This window comes from Marinilabilia sp. (genome assembly GCF_016278715.1).
Taxonomy (GTDB): Bacteria; Bacteroidota; Bacteroidia; order Bacteroidales; family Marinilabiliaceae; genus Marinilabilia.
Genome location: NZ_JADQBH010000050.1, coordinates 1 through 5,656, shown reverse-complemented (window position 1 = coordinate 5,656; position 5,656 = coordinate 1). Strand labels below are relative to the sequence as shown.

Below are 5,656 nucleotides of genomic sequence, written 5' to 3'. Positions count from 1 at the left end.
TCTATGCAATTCAAAAAAAAAAAAAAATCACTAATAGTTATCCGGTTCTATCTCGAAATGTTCCTGCGGATGGTTACAGGCAGGACACGCTTTGGGAGCCTTATTGGCTTCATGTACAAAACCACAAACGCGACATCTCCAGCGGACCTTCTCTTCCCGTTCAAACACTTTTCCCTCGTCCACATTAGCTTTGAGCTTACGGTAACGAGCTTCGTGCTCTTTCTCTACTTTGGCAATATTTTTAAACGCGTTGGCGACTTTCTGAAAACCTTCGGCAACGGCAACCTCAGCAAATTTGGGATACAACTCCTCCCACTCTTCATTCTCTCCCATAGCAGCAGCTTCCAGATTCTCGGCGGTATTTCCTACCTTACCCGCAGGATAAGTCGCTGTGATCTCAACATCTCCCCCCTCCAAAAAATCAAAAAAACGCTTGGCATGTTGCAATTCCTGTTCGGCAGTTTCCATAAAAATAGCCTCAATCTGACGATAACCGTCTTTACGCGCCTGCTTGGCAAACATGGTATAACGGCTGCGTGCCTGAGATTCTCCGGCAAAAGCCTTCAACAAATTCTGTTCGGTTTCTGTTCCTTTTAATGACTTGTCCATATTATTTTTCTTTTTGTTTAACCAATTGAATTCTGAAGACGAAAATAACAAAGGAAATATTGAGAATGAAACCAAATAATGGCATCAAATACAGAGGTAAATTGTCAAAAAAAAAAATCAGATATCACCCCAGCCCTATTCACCTTGAAAAATTGAGATTGCTTTCCCAAAAGATCGGGATTCCAAATGGCAGGACTTACCGGAATCTGAGGAATGGAGGGATTTTCGGCAAGGCTCAAAATTAGCCCCTCCACCCTGCCTAAATGCCGTAGAACAGTCCACTGCGAGCAAAGGGAAGCAATCTTTTTTCAATAAATAAGTTTTTCCGGATAATAGTGATTACTTTTATAGTTACACACATCAATAAAATCAGAAACCATGAAAAATCTATTATTTCTTTCAGCAATTATTCTGCTGGCCTCCTGCTCATCGGGTGTAAAACCGGTTAAAAATACCCCCACTGCCAAACTGGGTGAAGGTGCAATATGGCATCCAGAAAAAGACGCATTACTATGGGTGGACATAACCGGAGAAAAAGTTTTTATGTACAAACCCGATGAAGGAATGATTAAGGATATTTCCCTTGAGAGCATGGTAGGCACTGTCGTACCATCAACAGGTGAGTTTTTTGCCATAGCAGCCCAGGAAACCGGGATTTTTGGTTTGCGGGAAGACGGAACCAAACAACAAATAGCTCCTTTTCCCGCCGATGCTTTGCCTAATGTGAGATTCAACGATGGGAAATGCGACCCAATGGGGCGATTTTGGGTAGGCACCATGGAGAAAACGGCCAAAGAAGGTGCAGCAAAGCTTTACATGTTCGAAAACGACAGCCTGTACACTAAAGAGAGTAATGTTACCATTTCCAACGGCATCGTCTGGGACAGCAATAAAAATCTGATGTATTACATCGATACACCTACCCAGAAGGTATTTGCTTATGATTATGACTCTTCTACCGGAGAAGTTGCCAACAGACGGGTCGCGCTGGAAATTCCTTTAGAACAGGGAAGTCCGGATGGAATGAGCATCGATGGAGAAGGAAAACTCTGGATTGCCCATTGGGGAGGAAGCGGAGTTTATCGCTGGGATCCTGAAACCGGAGAATTGATGGAAAAGATTGATGTTCCGGCTCCCAACGTTACTTCCTGTGCTTTTGGCGGGCCCAACCTCACAACCCTTTACATTACCACCGCCCGGGAAGGACTTACTGAAGAACAACTGGCCCAATATCCTTTGAGTGGGTCTTTATTTGTGATAGAAACAGATGTCAAAGGGACTCCTGCACATCTTTTCAGGTAAAAAAAACGAACAAAAATCCAACCTTTTTTGCCACTGTTCGTCTATCAGTTACCAAAACCAATATAACATGCGCAAACAAAGGTTTTTTCTTTTAACACTTATTGCATTTATACTGGGGGCATGTCAGAAGGACGAACTGACATTGCCCACCAGTGTAGATGTAAATTTTGATCTGATCCCTTTCACGAATAATGAAATTGAAACTCAATCCGCAGAAATTTTACTCAAAAACAGTTCTCTAAGCCAGGCCAACACCCCAAATCAAAATACTGCACCGGGGTTGATAAAAAAAATGGAGATTTTTAAAGCATCCTTTTTTATCACAGACATCATCATCGATGGAAAACGAGAACAGGGAGAGGATGTATATGAGAAGATTCCATTTGACCCTCCCTTAGAGATAAAACTGGATGAAAACACTACAGTCTCACAAAAACTTTCCTTTGACATCCCTCAGGGTATTTACCAGAAACTTAACCTCCAATTGTTCCTGGGCAATGAAGAACTTCCTGCTTTGGAATTTTCGGGAGTAGTCACTTCGGGAAAATCACAACCAGTAATTTTTAATTATCAATTCGGCCTGAAGCAGGAAATAACCATCCAGGGGAAAAGGGAAGATGGAAGACCAACCGACAATATCATTCTGAATAAGAACCAAAAAGAACAGGCATATCTCACACTGGATGCTGCCTACTTTTTCAAATATTTTCCTGTTTTCCTCCTGACACAACATAAAAAAGAAGAATTAACGGAGGAAAGCACCATCACCATCAGTAATAAAAATGAAAAGGACATGCCCTTTTTTACTACTTTACAGGGGCGGCTGGAAGAATCTTTTTCTTTTGTTTTTGAATAATATGAATGGATAGAGAACTGTTTCCTGAGGAGGAAATTATTGAAGGATGTAAAAAAAAGAAGCGATATTTTCAAGAGGTTTTATATCGCCGTTTTGCCCCTAAAATGTACGGGGTATGTATGAGTTATGCCAAAAATCGAGAGCAGGCACAAGACATTTTGCATGACTCTTTTATGAAAATTTTTCGAAATATTGACACCTACAAAAGTCAGGGCTCTTTTGAAGGATGGATAAGACGTATCGTAACCAATACAGCAATTGATTTCACCCGCAAAAAGTACAAAAATCTGCCACTGATAAATGAAGAAATTCCGGAGCAGGAGGAATTCCCGGACAATGAACCAGAGTTGAACATGAATGAGTTGCTGGAACAAGTTGCTAAACTGCCCGAAGGTGCACGAATGGTTTTCAATTTATATACACTGCAAGGCATGAACCATTACGAAATTGCAGAAAAGCTCAACATATCCGTTGGCACATCAAAATCACAATTCAGCAGAGCCCGACATTTGCTTCAGGGATGGTTAAAAGAATTAATAAAGAAGAGGAATGAGCTTTCTTAAATGGTATAAAAAAACAATAGAATCAGGGGCGGTCGAACCACCATCCAATACCTGGGAGAATATTCAAAACGATTTGGATATCGACCTGGTGTACGATCGGCTGGAAAAATCGCTTGCCGCAGAACGACGAAAAGTCTGGATTTGGAGAGCATCATCTGCTGCGAGCATTCTGCTACTGTTATCTGTGGGATATATGCTCATTAACCGGGTGCGCCAGACATCCACCGAGCAACCTATTGCCCAAAACACAACGTCTAATAGCCATTTAAGCATTGACACAATCTCAATACAAACGAATAGCCAAATTCTTCAAACAGATTCAACAACTAACCCGACCCAAATAACAAAAGAAATACCGGAGCTAATACCCATTACAGAAGAGAGCAGTTTGATTGTTCAAACCAACGCCAAATCAATTGAAAAAAAGTCTTCTTTAGAATCTGATTCGTTCAAAATTCATACAGTTGGATTGGAAATTCAGTTAGTGGATAATTCCAATCGTTATTTGAATAGCCGACTTGCTTCCATGGAATTCTCAATGCCCGATTTTCAGCTCATTACTGTTCCTGAAAGCCCACTGGCACACCCTGAATATCCTAAAATTAAACAGGAACCTCCACACCCAATAATTAACAATAGAAGAATATATTTTTCAAAAATAACCATCTCTGCCCATGGCGAAATTGCCAACACGTGGCTCATCAGCCCCAAAACCGTAGAAGCTTTTGACCCTCAGGAATTGACAGCCACCCGCCCCACATTCAAACAAAATTACGGAATCAGTGTTGCGGGAACGCTTACTGAACGTTGGGAAGTAATTGGGCAGTTTAGCATGGACAGGCAAAACGGGCAACATTACAAAGAGTACTATCAGGGAAAATATGTGTCCAACAACATTGACCTGGAATACACCGACCTAGCTCTGAAAGCACGCTATCGCCCATTTAGAAAAACGTTGAACCATGCATTTTCAGCAGGAATCTATACAGGGTTTTTAAATAACGCACGTCAATTCATCGGAAGCGAAACCTTTAATATATCCTCAGACTATGCCAATACCGATTTTGGGTTGACTGCCGGATATGAGTATTTCGCACCTCTGACTGATAAAATCACCCTGGCAGCCGGTGTATTTTACCGCCAGGGACTCAAGAACGTATTTACAGGTAACAAGCAAATAAGCAGTAACTTAAACCACTCAACCAACACCTCATTTAACTTCACACTTTCGGTAGGATACACAATTTCTTTATAAATACTTCCAACCCTTACAAACAGCTCCCGTCTTAAATACAAAGCCGTTTACCAAAGAGGTCTCTAATTAAAGGTAACCGGAGGAGTATTTATTTTCTAATCATAAAAATCAAGGGTTATAATGAAGAAACTAATCTTTCTGACAATCGGATTAATCACTCCATTCTTGTTCGCATCGTGTAACGAAGATGGTGATGAAACCACAGGAAATGGAACACTAAAACTGTCAATAACTGATGCACCAATCGAAACAGATGGAATTACAGCAGTTAACATTGGTGTTAAAGATGTTCAGTATCACATTAAAGACAACCAGTGGAAATCGCTTGAAGGATTTGAGCCCGACACATTCAACTTACTTGAATTAACCGGTGGCGAATCTGAATTACTGGGACAATTTGAACTGGGTGCAGGAAACTATACCCAATTGCGGTTTATTTTGGACGCTCCCGAAGGAGAGCAAGCATCAGCCATTGCCAATCCAGGATGCTATCTTGAGTTTGAAGATGGAACTATACAGCCCCTTTTTGTGCCAAGTGGTGCCCAAACAGGCTATAAAGCAACCGGAGATTTTACGGTCCCCGTAAATGGTCAGGTTTCGGTAACAGCCGACTTCGATGCACGCAAATCGGTTGTCAAAGCAGGGAGTTCCGGAAAATATATTCTGAAACCCACTATCCGACTGGTGGTGGACAATCAGGCCGGAAGCATTACAGGTACTGTAACCAACATTCCAGAAGGAAGCGGAATTGTGGTGTACGCATATGAGAATGGAGACTACACTGAAGAAGACGCCGCAGAGCCGGAAGAAGAGGCAGTCCGTTTCCCAAATGCTATCACAAACTGGACAATTGACGAAGAAGGCAGCTTTAAACTTGCATTTTTAGCACCAGGAACCTACGACCTGGTAGTGGTTGAAACTATCGAAGGCGAATTCAGTCAGTTTCTGAAGATTGTAGAAGATGTACAAGTTGAAAGCCTTAACGAAACTGTTTTGGATATAGATATTAATGACCAGTAAATCTAATTCATGTAAATCTAATTCATGAATTAGATTTACATGAATTAGATT

At 41.3% G+C, this 5,656-nt stretch carries 6 protein-coding genes; 5 read left to right on the top strand and 1 reads right to left on the bottom strand.

Translation table 11 applies throughout. The annotated features are described in order from the left end of the window. Positions 1-30 precede the first annotated feature (30 nt). The gene (gene rbr / locus QZZ43_RS03760; protein WP_291856403.1) at positions 31-609 is read right to left on the bottom strand and encodes a rubrerythrin; all 579 of its coding nucleotides are present in this window, start codon (positions 607-609) and stop codon (positions 31-33) included. 378 nt (positions 610-987) lie between these two features. Between rbr and QZZ43_RS03755 the strand changes: the two genes are divergently transcribed. The 5 genes from QZZ43_RS03755 (at position 988) to QZZ43_RS03735 (ending at position 5,605) form a co-directional block, all read left to right on the top strand. Beyond that, a complete protein-coding gene (locus tag QZZ43_RS03755; protein WP_291856401.1) occupies positions 988-1,911 on the top strand; it encodes an SMP-30/gluconolactonase/LRE family protein in 924 nt (307 codons plus the stop codon). Positions 1,912-1,978: 67 nt separating this feature from the next. Next, entirely contained in the window at positions 1,979-2,767 is a 789-nt protein-coding gene (locus QZZ43_RS03750; protein WP_291856399.1) for a hypothetical protein, read from the top strand. A gap of 5 nt (positions 2,768-2,772) precedes the next feature. Next, the gene (locus QZZ43_RS03745; RefSeq protein WP_291856397.1) at positions 2,773-3,330 is read left to right on the top strand and encodes an RNA polymerase sigma factor; all 558 of its coding nucleotides are present in this window, start codon (positions 2,773-2,775) and stop codon (positions 3,328-3,330) included. Beyond that, the gene (locus QZZ43_RS03740) at positions 3,317-4,585 is read left to right on the top strand and encodes a PorT family protein (protein WP_291856395.1); all 1,269 of its coding nucleotides are present in this window, start codon (positions 3,317-3,319) and stop codon (positions 4,583-4,585) included. Before QZZ43_RS03745 ends, QZZ43_RS03740 begins: the two co-directional genes overlap by 14 nt. Before the next feature lie 120 nt (positions 4,586-4,705). Next, positions 4,706-5,605, top strand: a complete 900-nt coding sequence (locus QZZ43_RS03735) for a DUF4382 domain-containing protein (protein WP_291856393.1) — start codon at positions 4,706-4,708, stop codon at positions 5,603-5,605. Positions 5,606-5,656: the final 51 nt, after the last annotated feature.